General features: G+C 71.5%; 18 protein-coding genes. 8 read left to right on the forward strand and 10 right to left on the reverse strand.

What is annotated here, in order from left to right; all coding sequences use genetic code 11:
- The first annotated feature begins 305 nt into the window (after positions 1-305).
- From DEJ35_RS07465 to DEJ35_RS17260, 5 genes are all read left to right on the forward strand, one after another.
- Complete coding sequence (locus DEJ35_RS07465; RefSeq protein ID WP_110858641.1) at positions 306-2,762, forward strand: phosphoketolase; 2,457 nt, start codon at positions 306-308, stop codon at positions 2,760-2,762.
- Between the two features lie 93 nt (positions 2,763-2,855).
- On the forward strand, positions 2,856-3,062 hold the full coding sequence (locus DEJ35_RS07470) for a hypothetical protein (RefSeq protein ID WP_111192473.1): 207 nt from the start codon (positions 2,856-2,858) through the stop codon (positions 3,060-3,062).
- Positions 3,063-3,412: 350 nt separating this feature from the next.
- Positions 3,413-4,096: a fumarylacetoacetate hydrolase family protein gene (locus DEJ35_RS07475; RefSeq protein ID WP_111192474.1), complete on the forward strand. Its 684-nt coding sequence runs from the start codon at positions 3,413-3,415 to the stop codon at positions 4,094-4,096.
- Between the two features lie 153 nt (positions 4,097-4,249).
- On the forward strand, positions 4,250-5,224 hold the full coding sequence (locus tag DEJ35_RS07480; protein ID WP_181435541.1) for a sugar phosphate isomerase/epimerase: 975 nt from the start codon (positions 4,250-4,252) through the stop codon (positions 5,222-5,224).
- Positions 5,225-5,233: 9 nt separating this feature from the next.
- The gene (locus DEJ35_RS17260) at positions 5,234-5,410 is read left to right on the forward strand and encodes a hypothetical protein (RefSeq protein WP_181419934.1); all 177 of its coding nucleotides are present in this window, start codon (positions 5,234-5,236) and stop codon (positions 5,408-5,410) included.
- Between the two features lie 292 nt (positions 5,411-5,702).
- On the opposite strand, the gene DEJ35_RS17265 is transcribed toward DEJ35_RS17260, so the two are convergent.
- From DEJ35_RS17265 to DEJ35_RS07490, 3 genes are all read right to left on the reverse strand, one after another.
- On the reverse strand, positions 5,703-5,858 hold the full coding sequence (locus DEJ35_RS17265; protein ID WP_155896954.1) for a hypothetical protein: 156 nt from the start codon (positions 5,856-5,858) through the stop codon (positions 5,703-5,705).
- A 157-nt stretch (positions 5,859-6,015) separates the two neighbouring features.
- Positions 6,016-8,550 (reverse strand): ATP-dependent DNA ligase, encoded by a 2,535-nt coding sequence (locus DEJ35_RS07485; RefSeq protein WP_111123775.1) that lies wholly within the window; start codon positions 8,548-8,550, stop codon positions 6,016-6,018.
- A complete protein-coding gene (locus DEJ35_RS07490; protein WP_111192476.1) occupies positions 8,547-9,437 on the reverse strand; it encodes an SDR family oxidoreductase in 891 nt (296 codons plus the stop codon). The genes DEJ35_RS07485 and DEJ35_RS07490 overlap by 4 nt, the downstream gene beginning before the upstream one ends.
- Before the next feature lie 135 nt (positions 9,438-9,572).
- Between DEJ35_RS07490 and DEJ35_RS07495 the strand changes: the two genes are divergently transcribed.
- Complete coding sequence (locus DEJ35_RS07495; protein ID WP_111090135.1) at positions 9,573-10,598, forward strand: Ku protein; 1,026 nt, start codon at positions 9,573-9,575, stop codon at positions 10,596-10,598.
- Positions 10,599-10,640: 42 nt separating this feature from the next.
- On the opposite strand, the gene DEJ35_RS07500 is transcribed toward DEJ35_RS07495, so the two are convergent.
- A complete protein-coding gene (locus DEJ35_RS07500) occupies positions 10,641-11,150 on the reverse strand; it encodes a DUF6328 family protein (protein ID WP_111090134.1) in 510 nt (169 codons plus the stop codon).
- 81 nt (positions 11,151-11,231) lie between these two features.
- Between DEJ35_RS07500 and DEJ35_RS07505 the strand changes: the two genes are divergently transcribed.
- Complete coding sequence (locus DEJ35_RS07505; RefSeq protein ID WP_111090133.1) at positions 11,232-11,840, forward strand: antibiotic biosynthesis monooxygenase; 609 nt, start codon at positions 11,232-11,234, stop codon at positions 11,838-11,840.
- A gap of 12 nt (positions 11,841-11,852) precedes the next feature.
- On the opposite strand, the gene DEJ35_RS07510 is transcribed toward DEJ35_RS07505, so the two are convergent.
- The 4 genes from DEJ35_RS07510 to DEJ35_RS07525 are packed head-to-tail and all read right to left on the reverse strand — an operon-like array spanning position 11,853 to position 16,172.
- The gene (locus tag DEJ35_RS07510; protein ID WP_110858632.1) at positions 11,853-12,794 is read right to left on the reverse strand and encodes a Ppx/GppA phosphatase family protein; all 942 of its coding nucleotides are present in this window, start codon (positions 12,792-12,794) and stop codon (positions 11,853-11,855) included.
- A 51-nt stretch (positions 12,795-12,845) separates the two neighbouring features.
- Positions 12,846-13,706: a ribokinase gene (locus tag DEJ35_RS07515; protein WP_111090132.1), complete on the reverse strand. Its 861-nt coding sequence runs from the start codon at positions 13,704-13,706 to the stop codon at positions 12,846-12,848.
- Positions 13,703-15,133, reverse strand: a complete 1,431-nt coding sequence (locus DEJ35_RS07520; RefSeq protein ID WP_111057977.1) for an MFS transporter — start codon at positions 15,131-15,133, stop codon at positions 13,703-13,705. Before DEJ35_RS07520 ends, DEJ35_RS07515 begins: the two co-directional genes overlap by 4 nt.
- 7 nt (positions 15,134-15,140) lie before the next feature.
- Positions 15,141-16,172, reverse strand: coding sequence for a nucleoside hydrolase (locus DEJ35_RS07525; protein ID WP_110858629.1), 1,032 nt, complete (start codon positions 16,170-16,172; stop codon positions 15,141-15,143).
- Positions 16,173-16,334: 162 nt separating this feature from the next.
- On the opposite strand from DEJ35_RS07525, the gene DEJ35_RS07530 reads away from it, so the two are divergent.
- Complete coding sequence (locus DEJ35_RS07530; protein WP_258378446.1) at positions 16,335-17,333, forward strand: LacI family DNA-binding transcriptional regulator; 999 nt, start codon at positions 16,335-16,337, stop codon at positions 17,331-17,333.
- Positions 17,334-17,501: 168 nt separating this feature from the next.
- Here the strand turns inward: DEJ35_RS07530 and DEJ35_RS07535 are convergent, their stop codons facing one another.
- Positions 17,502-19,187 carry an MDR family MFS transporter gene (locus tag DEJ35_RS07535; RefSeq protein ID WP_111192477.1) on the reverse strand — a complete coding sequence of 562 codons (1,686 nt, stop codon included), beginning with the start codon at positions 19,185-19,187 and terminating at the stop codon, positions 17,502-17,504.
- Positions 19,184-19,804 (reverse strand): TetR/AcrR family transcriptional regulator, encoded by a 621-nt coding sequence (locus tag DEJ35_RS07540; RefSeq protein ID WP_258369758.1) that lies wholly within the window; start codon positions 19,802-19,804, stop codon positions 19,184-19,186. Before DEJ35_RS07540 ends, DEJ35_RS07535 begins: the two co-directional genes overlap by 4 nt.
- Between the last annotated feature and the right edge of the window lie 41 nt (positions 19,805-19,845).

Genomic DNA, 19,845 nt, shown 5'->3' on the forward strand with positions numbered 1-19,845 from the left:
GGCCTGTGCGGAGGAGATCCCGAACGCGGCACCGCCGAGGACGAGGGCGCCGGTCGTGGCGAGGGTGATGGAGGTCTTGAGGCTCTTACGCATCGTGATCAGTCCTTTGCTCTGGAGGCGCTCCGGCCGGTGGCCGAACGTGCACGCTGTGCGCACGCTTGCTGTGAGCAAGCTGTAGACCGGCCAACTGTGACCGGAGAGCGCCCTGGGCTTTTGCCCTGTGCAAGTGATTCGGCACCCCCGCCCGAACGGTTTGGGACGAGTTTCCTGAGGTGCCGCAACCCGGTGTTTCGTACCGTGTACCCATGGCTCCAGCACACATCTCCACCACCGACCGGCTCCGGGCGGTCGACGCCTGGTGGCGCGCCGCCAACTACCTGACGGTCGGGCAGATCTACCTGCTGGACAACCCGATGCTCACCAGGCCGATCGAACCGGACGACGTCAAGCCGCGGCTGCTCGGCCACTGGGGCACCTCCCCCGCACTGAACCTCGTGTACGCGCACTGCAACGCGCTGATCACGGAGACCGGGCGCGAGTTCCTGTACATCTGCGGCCCGGGGCACGGCGGCCCGGCGATGAACGCGAACGCCTGGCTGGACGGCACGTGGAACGAGCTGTACCAGGACGTCGACCTGCAGCGGTTCTTCCGCCAGTTCTCGTTCCCCGGCGGCATCCCCTCGCACGCCGCCCCGGAGACCCCCGGCTCCATCAACGAGGGCGGTGAGCTCGGCTACTCGCTGTCGCACGCCTACGGTGCGGCGCTCGACAACCCGGACCTCGTCGTCGCGTGCGTGGTCGGTGACGGTGAGGCCGAGACCGGTCCGCTCGCCGGGTCGTGGCAGGCGCACACGTTCCTCGATCCGGTCTCCGACGGCGCCGTGCTGCCGATCCTCAACCTCAACGGCTGGAAGATCGCGAACCCGACCGTCCTGGCCCGCATCCCCGACGAGGACCTCACCGCGTACTTCCGCGGGCTCGGCTACGACCCGATCGTGGTCGACTCCCGCCGCGTCGACGACGACCCGTACGCGGTGCACGCCCTGTTCGACGGTGCCCTACGACGTGCCCTCGCCGGCATCGACGACATCCAGGCCGCCGCCCGCGCCCAGGCCGCCCGTGCCGCCGCGGGGCAGCCCGCCGGTGCCGCCGACCTGCGTCCGCGCTGGCCGATGATCGTCCTGCGCACGCCGAAGGGCTGGACCGGCCCGAAGGAGGTCGACGGCGAGCAGGTCGAGGGGACCTTCCGCGCGCACCAGGTGCCGCTGCCCGCGGTGCGCGAGGACGACGGCCACCGTGCCCAGCTCGAGGAGTGGATGCGCTCGTACCGCCCCGAGGAGCTCTTCGACGCGGACGGCCACCCGGTCGGCATCATGACCACGATCCGCCCGACCGGTGACGAGCGGATGAGCGCCACCCCGCACGGCAACGGCGGTCGGCTGCGAACCGCGCTCGACCGGCCGCCGCTCGAGCCGTACGCGGTCGAGGTCGGTTCCACGGCGTCCGCGACGGGCACGCTCGGCCCCTGGCTCGCCGCACTCATCGAGAAGAACGCCTCGACCTTCCGGCTCTTCGGCCCGGACGAGACGATCTCAAACAAGCTCGACGCCGTGTTCGACGTGACCTCGCGCGTCTGGCGGGCTCAGCGCGCCGCCGGCGACGAGCACCTCGCCGCACGCGGGCGGGTCACCGAGGTCCTGTCCGAGCACCTGCTCGAGGGGATGCTCGAGGGCTACGTGCTGTCCGGTCGGCACGGGATGCTCAACACCTACGAGGCGTTCGCCCACATCATCGACTCGATGGTCGGGCAGTACGCGAAGTGGCTGGAGTCCTCGACCGACATCGACTGGCGGGTGCCGGTGTCCAACCTGTCGCTCCTGCTCTCGTCGCACGTCTGGCGACAGGACCACAACGGGTTCTCCCACCAGGACCCCGGGTTCCTCGACGTCGTCGCGTCGAAGCAGCAGGACCTCGTCCGGATCAAGCTGCCGGCCGACGCCAACACGCTGCTCGCCGTCGCCGCGCACGCGATGGAGACCACGGACCGCATCGAGGTGATCGTCGCGGGCAAGCACCCGGAGCCGGTCTTCCTGTCCCTCGACGACGCGGTCGCGCACGCGAAGGCCGGACTCGGCGTGTGGGACTTCGCCGGCACCGAGCAGGCCGTCGGGAAGGTCGACGTCGTGCTCGCCTGCGCCGGTGACGTCCCCACGGTCGAGGCGATCGCCGCCACCGACATCATCCGGAAGCACGCTCCCGGCGTCGGGGTCCGCGTGCTCAACGTCGTCGACCTGCTGGCGCTCGGTGACCCGCGCAAGCACGAGCACCCGATCCCGGACGAGCAGTACGACGCGCTCTTCCTGCCCGGCACGCCCACGGTCTTCGCGTTCCACGGGTACCCGACCCTCGTGCACCAGCTGACGTACCGCCGGAACGGGCACGACGACCTGCACGTGCACGGGTTCCTCGAGCAGGGGACGACGACCTCGCCGTTCGACATGCTGATGCGCAACGAGATGGACCGCTTCGCCCTGGCCCACGACGCCCTGACGCGGGTGGATGCCGAGGCGCACGCCGACCTGCTCACGAAGCTGTCCGAAGCGCGTGACGCTGCGCGGACGTTCGCGTACACGAAGGGCGAGGACCACCCGTCGCTCGCGGGCTGGGAGTTCGCGGGCTGGCCCCAGGACGAGCCGGCCAGCGGCGGGACCGGCGGCGACCCGGGTGCGGGCGAGACCGAGGCGGCTGCGCCCGGCAACTGACGCGTTCCTCCACAGCCCAGGAGGCCCGGAGCACCCTCCACAGGACCGGTCACGCCCGCCGCGTGGCCGGTTCCGTGCTGTCAGGGTTCCGGCATGGACATCGGCTGGACCAGTGCGATCGTGTCGGTCACGAGCGCACCCGTCGCGCTGGGTGCGCTCGTCGCCTCGGTGCTCGACGGGCGCGCAGGACGGCGAAATGCAGAGTTCTCGGTGCACCGCGACCTGTGGTGGCAGCGTTGGTCACGGGTCGCCGACGGGCGACCTCGGACGACGAAGGAGAGCGCGCGGCTGCCGGTGTGATGTCCGCTGCGCTGGTGACCCGCGGTTGGACGACCGCCGACGACCGCTGGGTCGGCCAGGCACTCGACGACCTGACCGCAGCGACGAACGAAGGAGCGAACGATGATCTCGAAGCTGAGTGACAAGGACTTCAAGCGCTGGCTCGACGGACGCGAACTGACGACGCCCGCACTGCTGGCAGACCCGCACTACGGTCCCGGATGCGGGCGAAGGGCGCCGAGGACGAACTCCGCCAGGCGCGGATCGAATGGGGCGAACGGCAGGAGCGCGCCCGGGCGCGGAAGCTCCGGTACAAGGCGCCCTTCGGCGAGAGCTGAACCGATGCCCTGCGAGCCTGCCACGCTGGGACCGTGACCGAACTCGTCATCCCGGCCCCGAGCCTCCCGACCGTGCCCACGACGACGGGCGCGCGTTTCCCCGTCCGCCGCGTGTTCTGCGTCGGCCGGAACTACGCGGCGCACGCTCGCGAGATGGGCCACGACCCGGACCGCGAGCCGCCGTTCTTCTTCACGAAGCCGGCCGACGCCGTCGTGGTCGACGGCGTCGACACCCCGTACCCGCCGCTGACGCAGCAACTGGAGCACGAGGTCGAGCTCGTCGTCGCGATCGGCACCGGCGGCACGGACATCGCCGTCACCGACGCCCTCACACACGTCTGGGGCTACGCCGTCGGGATCGACCTCACCCGCCGCGACCTGCAGGCCGAGGCGAAGCGACTCGGGCGGCCGTGGGATACGGCGAAGGGCTTCGACGCCTCGGCCCCGATCGGAGCGATCACCCCGGCGGCCGAGGTCGACCCGACCACCGGCGCGATCGAGCTGACGGTGGACGGGGCACTCCGGCAGTCGGGCGACCTGGCCGACCGGATCTGGTCGGTCGCCGAGACGATCGCGGCCCTGTCACGGTCCGTGGCGCTCGCGCCCGGCGACCTCGTGATGACCGGCACTCCTGACGGTGTCGGCGTGCTCGAACGCGGCGCCGTGCTCGTCGGCACGATCGCCGGCGTCGGCGAGGTCCGGACCCGGATCGTCTGAAGCACGTGTCGGCGATGTGTCGACGGGCTGGGAGCGTTCGCAGGCAGCACGGGTAAGTCTTGGGCATCGTCGCGGGTGGGGCCCGCGGCGTACACGGGGCGGCGCATCGCGACGGGGCGACGCGGACACCCCGGGACTGCCGGAGGTACCACCGTGCTGGAACACGACCTGCTCGCCACGTCCTGGACGTGGGCGGGCGACGAGAGCGTCCGCGACCGGGTGCACGCCGTGGGCGCCGCCGGGTTCGCCGGCCTGTCGCTGTCCCTCGACGACCTGCACGAGGTCCGCGCGACGACGGGCTTCGCCGAACTGCGGCGCATGCTCGACGCCGCCGGCATCGTCTGGGTCCAGCTCGGACCGCTGGACCGTTGGTGGACGTGCACGAGCCGCACCCAGGACGAGGACGCCGACCGAGGTGTCGTGCTCGAGGCCGCGGCGACGCTGAGCGCCTGGCAGGTGGTGGCGCGCGCCGACACCTCGTTGCCCGGAGCCTCCCCCGCGACGATGGCCGGCGACTGGTTCGTGCTCGCCGACCAGGCCGAGGCGGTCGGAGCGCAGCTCGTGCTCGAACCGGAACCGTGGTCGAACCTGCCCACGATCGAACGGGCCTCCCGTTTCGTCGCCGCTGCCGGACACCCGAACGGCGGCCTGCTCGTCGACGCCATGCACGCGCTCCGCGGCGGTTCCACCCTCGCGTCGATCCGGCAGGGCGTCGCACCGGGGGTCCTCGCAGCCGTCGAGCTGAGCGACGGACTGCTGCACACCCCGAGCGGGATGACCCTCGCCGAGGAGTCCCGGACGGCACGGTACCTGCCCGGTGCCGGAGCGTGGGATCTGCCCGGCTTCGTCCGGACCGTGCGCGAACTCGGGTTCGCCGAGCCGTGGGGCGTCGAGGTCCGGACGCCGGCGCACCGGGCGATGCCCGTCCGCGATGCGCTCCGGACGGCTGTCGCCGCCACCCGTGCGGTGCTCGACGCCGCCGATGCGTACGGCGCCCCGGCCGCTCCGGCGATGCCCTCGACGCCCGCGCCGACGTCCGCGGTGGACTTCGAGCCACCGCACACCGGCCGGCACGACCCGACGCACGGTGCCCGCCGTCGGGACGCCGACACAGGGACGCCCGCGTAGGTTGCTGGCATGACTGATCAGGCAGCACACGACGACGACCTGCTCCGCCGTTCCCAGGAGTCCATCGATGAGGCGAAGGCCGCCGCGGCCGAGGTGAGCGAACCGGAAGAGGACGAGCTCATCGAGGAGGACGCACCCGTCGCCGACCGCGCGGTGCCCGCCGACGGCCCTGCACCCGCGGCCTGACCCCGTACTGATCCGACAACAGGATCTCTCCGGACAGACGAGATCGCCGGGCGACCATCGAGGTCGCCCGGCGATTCTTCTTGCCGCTCGTGTGACGATCCGGCCACTCGGTCCGTCTCACCAGTGGACCCACCGGTGGCCTTGCGGCGAGCCCGGTGCGGGGCTTCGTGGCCGGTCTCCCTGAACCGGCTGGTCACGTGCCTCGGCGACGGTCCGTGCGCTTCCTGATCCAGCGTGCGGGCCGTCGGGTCTGTCGGACCCGTCGAACGGTCGGGCGTTCAGGCCGCCCCGGTCAGTCGTCGTCCTCGTCGGCGAGGAAGTCCGCGTACCGGACCTCGGTCTCCGTGGTGCCGGTGCCCGGTTCGACGGACCGCTGCGACAGGTCGTCCCCCGTGATCGCGACGCGTTCTGCAGCCGTGTAGGGCGGCAGGTACTTGCTCGAGTTCATCCTCGGAGCCCCCTTCGTCCCGGCGAACGTAACAGCCGATGGCCGATCGTGGCCAGCGGTGCCGATACTGTCCCCCGCGCAGGCTCCGGACGGGGGACGGATGTTCGCCAGCGGCTGACCCCATGCGCACGCATGTGGCCTGAAGGCGAAGCGCGCGTCAGGTCTCCCGCACGACGTCGTCCGGGTCCTTGTCCACCCGCCACCCCCGCCAGGACGGCTGCCGGAGCCGTCCGTCGCCGGTCCACTCGGCGAACTCGACCTCGCCGACGCGCTTCGGCGTGACCCAGTGCGCATCCCGAGCGTCAGGTCGTGGGACGTCGACGAACGGCGGGGTCTTCCGTTCCAGCGGTGCGAGGACAGCGGCGATCTCGTCGAGGTCGCGGTCACGGAACCCGGTGCCGACCTTGCCGACGTACTCCAGCCCGTCGGGGCCGGGCACCCCGAGCAACAGCGACCCGATCCCGCCGGCGCGCCGCCCGCTGCCCGGCTTCCAGCCACCGACGACGACCTCCTGCGTGGCGTGGTGCTTGAGCTTCAGCCAGGCCTCGGACCGCCGGCCCTCGGCGTACTTCGACGACCGCTTCTTCGCGACGACGCCCTCGAGGCCCTGCTCGCGCGACGCAGCCAGCACCGCGTCGAGGTCGCCCTGCGCCGCCGGCGGCACGTCGATCGCACCGCCGGGTTCCACGACCGTCTCGAGTGCCTGCCGCCGGGCGTCGTAGCCGAGCCGCGTGAGCTCGTGCCCGTCCGCCTCGAGCACGTCGAACAGCAGGAACCGCACGGGCGTCGTCTCCTGCGCGCTCCGGACCTCGCGCGCCTTCGTCAGGCCCATGCGGTTCTGGAGCAGCTGGAACGAGGGTCGGCCACGATCGTCGACGGCCACGATCTCACCGTCGAACACGCCGTCCACGCCGGCCCGCTCGCCCAGTTCCTGCAGCTCGGGGTACTGGGCCGTCAGGTCGTTGTCGTTGCGGCTGCGCAGGGTCACCGACCCGTCGCGGACCGTCGCCAGCGCCCGCACCCCGTCCCACTTCATCTCGAAGGCCCAGTCCGTCGGGTCCAGCCGGGGCTCGCCCTTGGCCAGGGTCGCCTGCATCGTCCGACGTTCCGACGGCGGGGTCTCGGCGTCCGCGGCCCCGCTGATCCGTCGCTGCCCGGCGCGGTGTGCATCGCCGTGCCCGTCCGACGGCCGGTCCGCCCGTCGCGCCACCGCCGGCCCCGCAGAGCCGCCGGCGTCCGCCAGCCGTTCGGGTTGCTCCTTCGTGCGGTGGATGAGCCAGTTCTTCTCGTCCCCACCGCCACGGCCGCGGGTGTGCAACAGCGCGAGGCGGCGAGCGCCGCCCGCCCGGCCGTGCAGCGTGACGATGACCTCCTGCCCCTCGCGCCACTTCTCGAGCTCGTAGGTACCGTCGTCCCAGATGGTGACCGTGCCGCCGCCGTACTCGTCCTTCGGGATCGTGCCCTCGAACGACCCGTACTCGAGCGGGTGGTCCTCGGTCTGCACGGCCAGGTGGTTCTTGCCCGGGTCGGTGGGCTCGCCCTTCGGCAGGGCCCAGCTCACCAGCACCCCGTCGTGCTCGAGCCGGAAGTCGTAGTGGTCGCGGGTGGCGTGGTGCTCCTGGATGACGAAGGTCGGTGTGCCGTCCTTCCGCACGGTGGGTGCACCCTCGGGCACGGGCTCCGGAGTCTTCGAGGCGTCACGCTTCGCCCGGTAGGCGGCGAGGCGGTCCCGTGCGGGCTGCTCGGCGTCGTTCGCGCGCTCGGTCCGGTCGCTGTCCCAGTGACCGTGGTCGTCGCGCCCGACGGCCAGCGAGGCGGAGGCGACCGGGTGCAGGAAGTCCCCACGGGCCTCCAGGCGTTCGAGGACCTCGTCCAACGTGAGCTGCGCGAGCCCGCGTTCCTCGAGCTCCTTCCAGGTGCGGGGCGCTGCGACCGTCGGCCGCTCGCGGCCGCGCAGCGAGTACGGGGCGATGGTCGTCTTGTTGCCGTTGTTCTGCGACCAGTCGACGAAGACCTTGCCCTTCCGCTCGGCACGGCTCATCGACGACAGCACCAGGTCCGGCAGGTCCGTCTCGAGGGCCTTGGCCAGTTCGTGGGCGACGTCGGAGACCTGCGCCGTCGTCGCTTTACCGTCGAGGGCCGCGTACAGGTGGATGCCCTTGGAGCCGGAGGTCACCGGGTACGGGTCGAGTCCCATGCCGTGCAGGATCTCGCGCGCGGCCACGGCGACCTCGACGCACTCGGGCAGCCCCACACCCTCGCCCGGGTCGAGGTCGAGGACGAGCCGGTCCGGGTTCTGCTGCGCGCCGCGCGGGCCGAACCGCCACTGCGGGACGTGCAGTTCGAGCGCGGCCTGCTGCGCCATCCACACCAGGGTCGGCAGGTCGTCGACGATCGGGTACTCGTTGTCGTGCTCCGAGTGGTGGATGGTGTGGTGCCGCACCCAGTCGGGGGCCGAGTCGGGCAGGTTCTTCTCGAAGAAGACCTTGCCCTCGACACCGTTGGCCCAGCGCTTCCGGGTCACGGGGCGGTCCTTGACGTGCGGGATCATCCACGGCGCGACCCGCTCGTAGTACTCGATCACCCGACCCTTCGTGGTGCCGGTCTCGGGGTAGAGCACCTTGTCGGTGTTGGTGAGCGCGAGCCGCCGGTCCCCGACGAGGACGACGGTCTTGCGCGAGGCGGGACTCACAGCGCCACCCCGGTCGCTCCCGCCACCGTCAGGGTCGTGCCGGACGTGTACGACGACTCGGGCCCGGCCAGGTAGACGTAGGCGCTGCCGAGCTCGACGGGTTGGGCGGGACGGCCGAACGGGGTGTCCTGGCCGTACGCCGCGATCTCGTCGCCCGGGTAGCTGATCGGCTGCAGGGGCGTCCACACCGGCCCGGGCACCACCGTGTTGGCCCGGATGCCCTTGCTCGCGAGCTGCCGCGCGACCCCGTTCGTGTAGGTGATGATCGCGGCCTTCGTCGCGGCGTAGTCGATCATGCGGTCCTGCGGCTGGTACGCGGACACCGAGCTGGTCGTGACGATCGAGCTCCCCGGCGCCATGTGCGGGACGGCAGCGCGGACGAGCCAGAACAGCGAGTACAGGTTGACCTTCATCGTGCGGTCGAAGTCCTCGGTGCTCTGCACGGTGATGTCCTCGTGCACCTGCTGGTGGCCCGCGACCAGCACGAGCGCGTCCAGGCCGCCGAGCTCGCTGACGGCGTCCTGCACCAGGACGTCGCAGAAGGCCTCGTCCGTCAGGTCGCCGGGCAGCAGCACCGCCTTGCGCCCGAGGTCACCGATGACGTCGCGGACCTGTTCGAGGTCCTCGCGTTCCTCGGGCAGGGCGTTCAGGGCGACGTCGGCGCCCTCCTTCGCCATCGCGATCGCCGCCGCACGTCCGATGCCGGAGTCCGCGCCGGTGACGAGCACCCGGTACCCGCGCATCCGCCCGGTGCCCAGGTAGCTCGTCTCGCCGTGGTCGGGGGCGGGGTCCATCGCACTCGCCAGCCCGGACCCCTGCTGGGTCTGCGCGGGGAACGGCGGACGGGGGAACTGGTCGCGCGGGTCCTGCTTGTCGAGCTGGCTCATGGGCCCATCGTGCTCGCGCCGGCCTCGCGGCGGTCCAGCGAACCGGACATCCGTGGAACGACCCCCCGGACGACGCACCTGTGGAGGAACCGTCGGCTCCGGGCACGCACGCGTGCGGGCGGGCATCATGTGCGCATGAGGTCGATCTGGAAGGGCTCCATCGCGTTCGGGCTCGTCAACGTGCCCGTCAAGGTCTACGCGGCCACCGAGACGCACGACGTGTCCCTGCACCAGGTCCACGACGAGGACAAGGGCCGCATCCGGTACAAACGTGTGTGCGAGTTCGGCCACGAGGTCGAGTACGCCGACATCCAGCGCGCCTACGACGACGGCGACAAGACCGTGGTGCTCACGGCGGACGACTTCAAACAGCTCCCCGAGGAGCAGTCGCACGAGGTCGAGGTGCTCGAGTTCGTGCCCGTCGAGCAGGTCGACCCGATGATGTTCGAGAAGACCTACTACCTCGAGCCCGACTCGCGCTCGCCGAAGGCGTACGTGTTGTTGCGCGAGACCCTGGCGAAGACCGACCGCCTGGCGATCGTGCAGTTCACCCTGCGCCAGAAGACCCGGCTCGGGGTGCTCCGGGTGCACGACGAGGTCATCCTGCTGCAGGGGCTGCTCTGGGGCGACGAGGTCCGCGCGGCCGACTTCAAGACGCTCGACACGTCGGTGAAGGTCAGCGCCAACGAGCTGAAGATGTCGTCATCGCTCGTCGAGAGCATGTCCACCGACTTCGACCCCGATCGCTACACCGACTCCTACCAGGAGGAACTGCAGCAGCTGATCGACGCCAAGCTCGAGGCGGGCGACGACATCGACACCGAGAAGACCTTCGGCGCACAGGCCGACGAGGACGACGACGACGAGGGCGGTGACGTGCTCGACCTGATGGCCGCCCTGCGTGCGTCCGTCGACAAGAAGCGGACGGGAGGCTCGGGGTCGCGTTCGTCGTCGACCTCGCGGTCGTCGTCGGGTTCCGGCTCGGGCACGTCCGGCTCGGGCTCCTCCGGCTCCGGCAGGAAGGCGCCGGCGAAGAAGGCGCCGACCAAGAAGGCCGCGGAGAGCACGGCCGAGAAGGCCCCCGCGAAGTCGGCGCCGAAGAAGGCCCCGGCCAAGAAGGCGCCGGCCAAGAAGCCCGCCGCCAAGAAGCAGGCGAGCTGACCGCTCCGGGGGGTGCCCCGTTCCTCGCCTCGGAGGACCCGTTCAGCCGGACGACGAACGCTCGTGCTCCTGGTCGACGTTCCGCTCGCTCCGGCGCAACCCGAACGGCAGGGCCGTCCACAGCGCCGCCGTCGCCACGAACACCGCGACCCCGCCGATCACACCGCCCGGACCACCGAGCACCACGTCGAAGACGAAGTAGACCGTTCCCGAGAAGAGCAGCGCACTCGCGATGAGTGCGGCGAGCAGGATGACGTTGCCGGCGCGGACCAGGTCGTGCTTCTGACGCTGCCGGAACACCAGCCGGTGCGTCGCCACGGCGGACAGCGCCACCACGGTGACGACGACCGCCAGGACGACCAGGACGAGGTAGACCGTCTCCTGCCGGTCGGACAGGTCCGTGAACCGCTGCTGGAACGGCAGCGTCAGCAGGAACCCGGCGAGGATCTGCGTCCCGGTCTGCACGATCCGGAGCTCCTGCTGGATGTCGGCCCAGTTCCGGTCCCACCGTTCCGTCGGCGTCTCGTGCCGGCCGCGTTCGGTCTCGCTCATACCGCGAACCTACCCAACGGGGCGTCGACGACTGACGAGCTGCGACACGAGCCGGTAACACCGATCGGGGACACTGGTCGGATGACTCCACAAGAGCCTGGGAGCCTGCAGTCGTCATCCGAGACCGCAGGCCCACCCGTCACCGTGTCCATCACCCGCCTGGTCGAACCGGACCGGATCCCCGAGGTCACCCGCTGGGTGCAGTCCGGGGTGAACCTGGCGAACCGCTACCCCGGCTTCCTCGGCTCCGGGTGGGTGCGTTCCCGGGCGCAGTCCCGCGAGTGGCACATGCTCTACCGGTTCGCCGACCACGACTCCCTGGCCACGTGGGAGAACTCCGACGACCGGCTGCGCTGGCTCGACCTGGGCCGTGACCTGGTGGTGGAGTCCCGCGTCGAGAAGCGCACCGGCATCGAGGGGTGGTTCGACGTCCCGCAGGACGCCCCGGCCTCGAGCGCTCCCCCACGGTGGAAGCAGTCCGTGAGCATCTGGCTCGGCTTCTTCCCGGTGAACCTCGCGTTCACGTACCTGACGGCCTGGCTCGTCCCCGCGTTCGCGCACGTCGCGATCCTGCCCCGGGTGCTCATCACGACCGTCGTGCTCACGCCGATCATGACGTTCTGGGTACTGCCGTTCGTGACGAAGCTGATCCGTCCGTGGCTGCTCGCACCGCCGAGGCAGCGCGGCTAGATCGACGGGCCGCTACGGGGTCCCGAGGACCGACAGCTGGTCGAGCCGCTCGAGGATGACGCCCTCGCGCAGTGCCCACGGGCAGATCTCGAGGCCCGGCAGGTCGAAGATGTCCAGGCACGCCTCGGCGACGAGCGCCCCGGGCACCACCTGGTGTGCGCGGCTCGCCGAGACGCCCGGCAGCGCAGCGAGTTCGTCGACCGACATCGTGAGCAGCTCCGGCAGGCGCTGCCGCAGCACTGCGCCGTCGAGGGCACGGGGCACGAGCGGTCCGGCGGCGGACGGCGCGGCTCCGCAGATCCGGGCGATCGACCGGAACGTCTTCGAGGTCGCCACGGCCCGGTCCGGGCGGCCCGAGCGGAGCAGCCGTCCGGCGTCCCGGGCGATCTCGACGCGGATCTCGTGTCGGATGCGGCGGACGTCGTCCTCGGTCGGGGTGCCGGCGGCGAAGTAGGAGCGCGCCAGGCGTGCGGCGCCGATCGGCATCGACCACGCGACGTCCGGTGCCTCGTCGGCACCACCGGCGATCTCGAGCGAGCCACCGCCGATGTCGAAGACCGCCAGGCGCCCGGCGGACCAGCCGAACCAGCGGCGCACGGCCAGGAAGGTCAGTCGTGCCTCGTCCGAGCCGGACAGGACGGCCAGCTCGACCCCGGTGGACGACTCGACGTGGGCGAGCACGGCCTCGGAGTTGCCGGCGTCGCGCACCGCCGAGGTGGCGAACGCGAGCATGTCCTCGCAGCCGCGCTCCTCGGCGACGCGGACGGCGTCGGCGACGAACGTGGTCAGTGCGTCGATCCCCTGCTGGGTCACCGCGCCCGAGGCGTCCAGGTGCTCGGCCAGCCGCAGCGGCTGCTTGAACGAGGACGCCGGCAGCGGCGCGGCGCCGCCGTGGGCGTCCACCACGAGCAGGTGGCCGGTGTTGGACCCGATGTCGAGGACTCCGACGCGCATGGGCACAACGCTAGTGGGCCGCGCAGTCAACACACGGCCGGGAGGCAGGGGTCACGCCCGCAGGAACGCCTCCAGCTCGGCGGTGGTCGGGTACGAGGCCTGAGCGCCCGGCTTGGTCGCGGCGTACGCCCCGACCCCCACCGCGAACCGAGCGGCGTCGACGAGGGTGTCCCCCGCGGCCAGACGCAGCGCCACCGCACCCATGAAGGCGTCGCCGCAACCCGTGGTGTCCACCGGCTCGACCCGCACGGCGTCGATCGACACCGGCTCGGCATCCCCGTCGTGCACGACGCAGCCGGCACCGCCGCGGGTGACGATCGACCGTGCGACGCCGTGGTCTCCGAGCGCCGCGGCCTCGTGCTCGTTCACCAGCAGCACGTCGGTCAGCTCGAGGAGCTCGGCCGGCACGGCGCCGAACGGTGACAGGTTCGTGAGCACCGTGACCCCGGCGGCGTGCGCGGCACGGGCGGCGGCGAGGACGACGTCGATCGAGACCTCGAGGCAGAGCCCCAGCACCGTGGCGCCGGCGAAGACGTCGGCCGGCACGTCGTCCGGCGTCAGCGTGCCGTTCGCCCCGGCGGAGATCACGATGGTGTTCTCGCCTGCGGCGTCGACAGTGATGACGGCGGTGCCGGTCGCGACGCCCTCCCGGATCGCGACGTGCGTCGTGTCGACCCCCGCAGCCGCGACGGAGTCGCGGAGCAGCGCACCGTTCCCGTCGTCGCCGACCGCACCGATCATGCGCACCGTGCCCCCGAGCCTCCCGGCAGCCACCGCCTGGTTGGCGGACTTGCCGCCGGGCAGGATCGCGAGGTCGGAGCCCTGCAGGGTCTCACCGGGCTGGGGGAAGCGCTCGGTGCGGACCACCAGGTCCGCGTTGAGCGACCCGACGACGACGATGCTCTCGGTCAACGGACGGTCTCCTTCTGCGGGGCGACGGACGTGGTCTCGGCGCCTTCCGGACGGGGGATGAGGAACGAGATCGCGAGCGCGACGGTCGTGATCGCGGCCCCGAGCAGCATGCCACCGGAGTACCCGGCGGTGCCCGCGGAACCGCCGACGCCGAGCGCGATCTGCAGCGCGGGCAGGACCGCGAAGCTGACCCCGGCGCCGAGGTTGAACGCACCGGCGTTCAGGCCCGGCAGGAACCCGGGGTTCGACTCCGGCGACAGCACGATGCCCAGGCCGTTCAGGATGATGTTCGCGATGCCGGCGTAGGTGATGCCGATCAGCACGGTCGCGGTGACCAGCACGGGCAGCGAGTGCACGCCGACGAGCGCCATCAGGACGGTCGAGACGATGCTTCCGATCAGGCCGACGCGCAGGACGGCGCGGTACCCGATGGTCGGGGCGAGTCGGCCGGCGAAGGGTCCGACGATCCAGCCGACCAGCGCGTACGGGGTGAGGAACACGAGCGACGCCAGGTCGGGCTCCATCCCGAAGCCCGCGTCACCGTTCTGCGCGAGCGAGGTGACCAGGCCGTTGACGACCGCGAAGACGCCCGTCATGGTGAGGAACGTCGTCGCCAGGAGCGCCCAGGTCGCACGGCGCTTCAGGAACCGGGTCTCGACCAGGGGTTCCCGCACCCGCGACTCGACGGCCCAGAACACGGCGAAGGCGACGAGCGCGACGACGACGCCACCGACCACGAGCACGGGGTTCGCCGCGCCGAGCTTGCCGGCCTCGTTGAACGCCGTGAGCAGCGCACCGACGCTCACCACGAGGGGGACGACACCGATCCAGTCCATCCGGGTACCGGCGGAGGGCTTCGACTCGACACCCCAGACGGCGACCAGGAGCAGGGCGATCACGGTGACGACGGCGATGACCCAGAAGATCCCGCGGAACCCGAAGTTCGTCGCGATCCACCCGCCCGCCAGGGCGTCGACGCCCGCGATGCCGCCGTTCACCGCGGTCAGCAGCCCGAGGGCGGCGCCGTAGCGCTTCGGGTCGCTGATCTCGTTGCGCAGGACGAGCAGGCAGATCGGGACGACCGGACCGGTGACGCCCTGGATGATGCGACCGGCGAACAGCATCGGCACGTTCACCGCGAGCGCGGCGACGATGCTGCCGACGAGCATCACGGCGAGCATGCCGATCAGCACGCGCTTGCGGCCCACGATGTCGGACAGCCGCGGCAGGAACAGCGAGAACAGCGCCGCGAGGGTGAAGTACAGGGTCTGCGACAGGCCGATGGTGGCGTCGTCGGTGTTGAGCTCCCGCGCCATCGTGACGAGGGCGGGGCTGAGCATGCTCGCGTTCAGCTGGAACGCGATGCACGCGGCGAGGAGCGCGGCGGTGAGGGCGCCGATCGACTTCTTCGTCGAGGTGGTGGTCATGGGGGTTTCAGCGCTCCGGGGTCGTGGTGATGCCGGCTTCGACGGCGTCGGCGGCGGCACGTGGGGTCCAGCCGGTGTCGGCCGTCTCGCCGATGCGCTCGAGGGCGTCGACGACGAGGTCCCAGAACCGGCCGTGGTCGAGCTCCATCGCGGCGCTCGTGCGGCAGTCCTCGGGTGCGGGGGCGCGGAAGTCGGCGACGGTCATGCCCAGGGTCAGCGCGCCCTGCGTCTCGACGTGGATCGGGACCTTCACGGCGCGGACGATCGTGGGGTCGATGACGTACGCGACGGCGCAGGGGTCGTGGACCGGCGGGGCGTCGAAGCCCTGGGCGTCCTTGTAGGTCTGGCCGAAGAAGTCGAGCAGCTCGCCGACGAACGCGGCGGGGGCGGTGCCGACGCCGGCGATGCGCGCGGCGACCTCGGGGGTGGCGAGGGCCTGGTGCGTCAGGTCGAGGCCGACCATCACGACGTCCCAGCCGGCCTCGAACACGATGGCCGCGGCCTCGGGGTCGATGACGATGTTGAACTCGGCGACCGGGCTCCAGTTGCCGACGTGCACGCCGCCGCCCATGAGCACGACCTGCTTGACGCGCTCGACGATGCGGGGCTCCTTGCGGGCGGCGAGGGCGATGTTCGTCAGGCCGCCGGTCGGCACGAGGGTGACCATGCCGGGCTCGTGGGCCATCACGGTGTCGATGATCAGGTCGACGGCGTGGCGCTCGTCGAGGTCGAACGACGGCTCGGGGAGCATCGGGCCGTCCAGGCCGCTCTCGCCGTGGATGTCCGGTGCGACCTCGATCTGGCGCAGCAGCGGGCGGGCGGCTCCGGCGGCGAACGGCACCCCGGTGATGCCGGCGATGCGGGCGACGGCCAGGGCGTTGCGGGTGACCTTCGGCAGGGTCTGGTTGCCGACGACGGTGGTCACGGCGAGCAGCTCGATGGCCGGGCTGCCGTGGGCGAGCAGGAGCGCCACGGCGTCGTCGTGGCCGGGGTCGCAGTCGAGGATGATCTTCGCGGCGGGCTGGGTCGCATCGGGCACGCTGGGCGCTCCACTTCTTCGGGGAATCGAGGTGAGTGCTCGACGTGGTGGGGATCCACGGGCCGGCAGAGCGCTGGCGTCGTGGCGCGTCAAGCGTTTGACATCGAAACACGTCAAACGCTTGACGTCAAGTTCGACCACCACGCTCGCTAGCATCGACGAGTGCCCTCCCCCGCCGCCCCGAGCCGTCGTGTGACCGCCGCGATGGTGGCCGAGCGTGCGGGCACGAGCATCGCCACGGTCTCCCTCGTCGTGAACGGCAAGGACCGCGGGCGGGTCTCCGCCCCCATCGCCGCGCGGGTCCGCGACGCCGTGGACGACCTCGGCTACGTCGTCGACCACGCCGCCAGTTCACTCGCGCGCGGCAGCGGCGACCTCGTCGTGTTCATCGCCCCGGACCTGTCGAACCCGTTCTTCGCCGAGGTCATCCGTGGCGTCCGCGACACCCTGGGCGACCGGTTCCAGCTCGTGCTCTCCGTCACCGAGCGGGGTGCACAGCCCGTCGCGGCCGACGTCCGGCGGTTCGAACGGCTCCGGCCGGCCGGCATCCTGGTCGACGCCCCGGCCGCCGACGAGCCGATGTCGGCGAACGTCCCCGTGGTGCTGCTCGACGCCCCCGGTGGGCCCGAGGCAGTCAACTACGACCTCTCCACCGGCGTGCAGGACCTCGTCGCCCATCTGCACGAGCAGGGACACCGGCACGTGGGCTACCTCGACGGCACCTCACGGGCGGCGACGTTCGGCGTCCGCCGTGGACTGTTCGAGCAGGCCTGTGCGGACGCCGGCATCACGGTCTCCGAGGTCACCGCCCGCGCCGACCTGACCGTGGAGGCCGCGGCCTCGGCCACCGAGCACGTCATCGAGGCCTGGCAGGACGACGACGTCACCGCCGTCGTCGCGGCCGCGGACACCCTGGCCTACGGAGTCCTGCGGGTCGCCAGCGCGCTCCGCATCGCCGTCCCCGGCGCACTCGCGGTCGCGGGCTTCGACGACCTGCCGTCGTCGTCGGTCACCGCGCCGGCCCTGACGAGCGTGGCGCTGCCCGGTGCCGACCTCGGTCGCGCTGCGGCACTGCGACTCCTCGCGACGCTCGACGGCACGGCCGCCGAGCCAGCGGCCCTGCCGACGCGGCTCGTGCCGCGCGCGAGCACCGGCGCGTAGCGCCCCGTGCCGACGCGGCGTTTCGCGTCAGGCGACACTCCACGGGGTCCCGACGGCGAAAGGTGTCGCTGGGCCCGAAGTGACGGCGCGCGGTGGCCGCAACCAGACGACGGACGGGAGGCCCGGTGCCAGCTGGCACCGGGCCTCCCGTCCGTCGGTCGGTGGCGTCTACCGGTCGGTGTCCCGCCCCGGTGCGGAACCTTCCGGTGCCGCCGCGTGCTCCGCACGCGCCGCACGCTGCGCACGCTCGAGCTCGTCGGCCTCGTCGCCGCCGACGGCCTCGCCACGGGCGACCATGCCGGCCGTGTCGGACAGCGTGATCTGCGGCAGGAAGAGTGCGAGCAGGAACGCCACCGCGATGAAGGGCAGCAGGTACCAGAACACCGGTGCCAGGGAGTCGGCGTAGGCGTTCACGATGCCGTCCTGCACCGCCTCGGGCAGCTTCGCAACCGTCGCGGGGTCGATGCTCCCCGCCGACGACGCCGCATCGGTCGCCGACCCGCCTGCACCGCGGAACACGTCGGTCAGCGACGTCGTGAGCCGCGCGGTGAAGAGCGCACCGAAGACGGCGGTCCCGAGCGAGGCACCGACCTCGCGGAAGTAGTTGTTCGTCGAGGTGGCGGTACCGACCTGCTCGGCGGGCACGGCGTTCTGCGCGACGAGGACGACCACCTGCATGATCAGGCCGAGCCCCGCACCGAAGACGAACAGGTACGCGCAGATCAGCCAGATCGGGGTGTCCGCCGCCAGCTGGGTCATCGCGAGCATCGCGATGGCCACCAGGACCGTGCCGACGATCGGGAACATCCGGTAGCGCCCGGTCTTGGTGATCAGGACACCCGAGGCGATCGAGGTGCCGATCAGGCCGGCCATCATCGGCAGCATCAGCAGGCCGGAGACCGCGGCCGAGGTACCAGAGGCCATCTGCAGGAAGGTCGGGACGAAGCCGATCGCGGCGAACATGCCGATGCCGAGCACGAGGCCGATGCCGGTCGCCAGCAGGAAGGTGCGGTTGCGGAAGAACGACAGCGGGAGCACCGGGTCCTGCGCACGGGACTCGACGAACACCAGGAGCGCTGCCGAGACGACGAGACCGGCGAACCAGGCCCAGGTCTCGGGGGCGTCCCAGCCGTGGTCCTTGCTGCCACCGAACTCCGAGAAGAACACCAGGCACGTGGTCGCGGCGGACATGAAGAGCACGCCGAGGACGTCGATGCGCTTCGTCGCCTTCTTGTTCGGCAGGGTCAGCGCGAACCACGCCACGAAGAACGCCGCGATGCCGACCGGGATGTTGATGTAGAACGCCCAGTTCCAGGTGAGGTGGTCCACGAAGAAGCCACCGAGCAGCGGGCCACCGATGGCGGACAGGCCGAAGATCGCACCGAGCGGGCCGAGGTACTTGCCGCGCTGCGAGGCCGGGACGATGTCCGCGATGATCGCCTGCGACAGGATCATCAGACCGCCGCCGCCGAGCCCCTGCATGGCGCGGAACACCACGAGCTGCGTGAAGTCCGTGGCGAACGCACACCCGGCCGACGCGATGGTGAACAGCGCGATCGCGATGAGGAACAGGTTGCGGCGGCCGAGGACGTCGCCGAACTTGCCGTAGACGGGCATCACGATGGTGGAGGCGAGCAGGTACCCGGTCGTCAGCCAGGCCTGGTGCGCGACGCCGCCGAGCTCGCCGACGATGGTCGGCATCGCGGTGGAGACGATGGTCTGGTCGAGGCTGGAGAGCAGCATCCCCGCGATCAGGGCGGAGAAGATGATCCAGATGCGACGCTGCGTCAGGAGCAGCGGGCCGTCGGAGCCTGGGCGGGCACGCTTGGTGGTGCCCGGCGCGGTGGCGCTCATGTGGTGTGTTCCCGTTCGGTCGTGGTGACCGCCCTGAGCAGGCGGAGGTTCTCGGTGAGCAGCGCGTCGAACGTCGGCCCCGTGGCCTCGTCGAAGGCGTCGTCGAAGTACTCGGTCGCGGTGGCCTTCATCAAGGCGGCCGCGGCCTCGGTGACCAGGCGCGGTCGGCGGTCGGCGGGGTCGTCCCACCCGAACCGTCGCCGCAGGGCCACGGTGATCCGGGCGAGCTGCACGTCGGTCGCCGACAGGAACCGTGCGACGAGTGCCGGCTCTCGCTCGAACACCCGGCGGACCAGGGCCTCGTCGGCGCGGGCGATGCCGACCCGGTGGAACTGGTCGATCGCCAGCGCGACGATCGACCCGAGGGGATCGAGCTCGCCGGGGACGACCCCGCCCGCGGCGTAGGCGTCGATCGCCTCGACGTCGGCGTTGAGCTCGATGCCGAGCACGGCGTCGTCCTTCGACCCGAAGTGGTTGAAGAACGTGCGGCGCGACACCCCGACGGTCTCGCAGAGCTGCTCGATGGTGAAGCCGTGCAGCCCGTGTTCGACCGTCGCCCGACGTGCCTCGACGATCATGCGTCGGCGCAGCGCGCGGGTGCGTTCGGTGGTGCTCACCGAGCAAGAATTGCACTCTCCTGCTGAAAGTGCAATACGGG

It is taken from the genome of Curtobacterium sp. MCPF17_051 (assembly GCF_003234595.1).
GTDB classification, from domain to species: Bacteria; Actinomycetota; Actinomycetes; order Actinomycetales; family Microbacteriaceae; genus Curtobacterium; species Curtobacterium flaccumfaciens.